The sequence below is a fragment of the Specibacter sp. AOP5-B1-6 genome, from assembly GCF_052376555.1.
Taxonomy (GTDB): domain Bacteria; phylum Actinomycetota; class Actinomycetes; order Actinomycetales; family Micrococcaceae; genus Specibacter.
In genome coordinates, this window is sequence record NZ_JBQSVT010000095.1 from 1 (window position 1) to 2,101 (window position 2,101).

The 2,101-nt window shown below is 62.5% G+C and carries 3 protein-coding genes; 1 reads left to right on the forward strand and 2 read right to left on the reverse strand.

The window, feature by feature from the left end:
* Window positions 1-132: 132 nt before the first annotated feature.
* The gene (locus ACT3TS_RS19580) at window positions 133-447 is read right to left on the reverse strand and encodes a CGNR zinc finger domain-containing protein (RefSeq protein ID WP_444533202.1); all 315 of its coding nucleotides are present in this window, start codon (window positions 445-447) and stop codon (window positions 133-135) included.
* Here ACT3TS_RS19580 and ACT3TS_RS19585 point away from each other — a divergent pair.
* Window positions 346-633 carry a hypothetical protein gene (locus tag ACT3TS_RS19585; RefSeq protein ID WP_444533203.1) on the forward strand — a complete coding sequence of 96 codons (288 nt, stop codon included), beginning with the start codon at window positions 346-348 and terminating at the stop codon, window positions 631-633. The two genes, ACT3TS_RS19580 and ACT3TS_RS19585, sit on opposite strands and share 102 nt — an antisense overlap.
* A gap of 351 nt (window positions 634-984) precedes the next feature.
* Here ACT3TS_RS19585 and ACT3TS_RS19590 read toward each other — a convergent pair whose 3' ends face one another.
* Entirely contained in the window at window positions 985-2,001 is a 1,017-nt protein-coding gene (locus ACT3TS_RS19590) for an NAD-dependent epimerase/dehydratase family protein (protein WP_444533201.1), read from the reverse strand.
* Window positions 2,002-2,101 lie beyond the last annotated feature (100 nt).

The following is a 2,101-nucleotide window of genomic DNA, read 5'->3' on the forward strand; positions in this document are numbered from 1 at the left end:
TCATTTACGGTTTTCATCCCCCCACAACTGCGGGCTACTTGCAAGGGGGCGGGTTGGCGCTTCTAACGTTGGGTGGCGCCGAACCTTTCTGCAGCAAGCTCGACGGCGGATGCCCGGGCTGCCGTCGGCAAATCAGCCGGCAGACGCCGTTCGGGCACGGCGGTGCCTGCGGACCGCAGCGCGATTATTGCAGCGCACGGAGCAATACTGTTGGCGCCCATTGCGGGTGACATCCACAACCACTGCCACGCAGGGATCCCCGGGCGCCTGCCCGGCGGCACAGCGCGCCAGCCGGTTCATTCCACGGGTCGTTAGGTGAAGGGCCGTCCCAACACTGATGACAGCATGCAGAACGTGGGGCAGAGTCTGGTTCTCATCCCGATAGTGCAGATGCCACCCTTCCGCGTCGTGATCGGTCAGCCGCGGATAGGTGCTCGCGGCGGCCATGTGAGTGTTGAGCAGTGCCGCCCGGGCTGGGTGATCCGGCGCATCAACCACGGCAAGCCAGTCATCGATCACGCGGCGGACAAGCGCATGGTCGCTTGGAAGCGGCGTGAAATCCATGGTCATTCCAAACTCGCGGGTCCGTTCGAGGATGCCGGCGCCGTCCACTGGGAAATCATTGGCCAGTGAGGCGGCGAGCAGAACCGCATACTCGCCGTAAGGGTTGAGATGCATAAGACCATTACAGCATAGTGGACTGCATGACCACATATCTTGCACGCGACGAACACCCTTCAACCCCCAACCCTGCCCGTCACGAACACGGGTGGGACGTTGAATCGGCCCACATGACGTCTCAGGGACGTCTGTTGTATGTGAAATGCAGAGGGTGCGGTGCCCGTCGCGTTGACCTCGCACCTTACCCGGATGCCAACCAGAAGCCGCTGTGCAAGGTGATGGGGGCGGAAAATTGAAACTCCACCCCCACTTCTCACCCAGACGGTTGCAGCCTGAGGCTGGTAGTGCTGCGTGCACGGCTGCTCACGGCCGGCTCCCGTACTTGAGTTCGGTCAGAAGCCTTGACTCGTCTCCACCTGTCAATCCGGCACCTCGCGGCTTCTCGATCCCCGTGGCTATTTCCCATTCCAGCGTGTCTCTGAGCGTGTCGGCCAAGGGCCGCAAAACGAGACCGGCAGCTTTCGCCCGATCGTTGCTCCTTGCACCCATGCCCCGCCAATCAGGATCATCAAGCCAAAGCGGCAGCGACGCATCACCCGCCCACTCCTGGACCCCGTGCCGGCGGAGCCACTCCGGGTCCGCTACCACCAGTGGTCCGGCATGCCCCGCGACCCTACGTGCCGTCTCTAAGTGTTCGTTGAACACCCGAACATCGCCCACGGCGTTGAAAATTCCTGCGGTTTGTTCGCCGGCCAGTCTCACCAGCCACGCGGCGAGATCGCGGACGTCAATGATGTTGGTCGGCAAGTCCGGGGCCGATGGCACGAGAACAGCACGCTCAGGGTTGGAGGGGTGGGCGAACCGCAACGGCCAATAGCCGGTTCGTCCGGAAACGTCGCCCGGGCCGCCGATAAGTCCGGCCCGCACCACAACGGAACGATCTGAACCAAAGCTGCCCTGCACGGCCTGTTCGCAGGCAACCTTGGCTTCCCCGTACGTTGACATGTCTGCCATGACATCACCTGCCAGCGGCTCCAGCAGTGCCCCATCTTCGTCCTGGCCAAGCTGGCGTTGCCCAGCGTAGGCACTTCCAGACGAGATAAAAATGTATTTGCCGGCAGATTCGAGAAGGTCGCGTACGGCGCGTTTAACGTGACCCGGCTGACGGGAAACGTCGATCACTGCATCCCATGCCTGGTCCCTGACGGCGACGAGTCCGTCGTCGTGGTCCCGGTCTGCGTGGATGAAGTCAACGCCGGCCGCTGCTTGTCCGGAGGAACCGCGGGCAAGGCAGGTCACGTCCGCGCCTTGGGCCACGAATTGTTCTGCCACTTCCCTGCCCAGCCAGGCAGTGCCGCCGAGAATGAGTATGCGTGTCATGATCCCAGTCAAGCGCCGATCACGGCAATGCACCACACACTTCTCGGCAGGCTGAATCGCGTCGCGGGATCCCACCTTTATAGAAGTAGCCCGCAGTTGT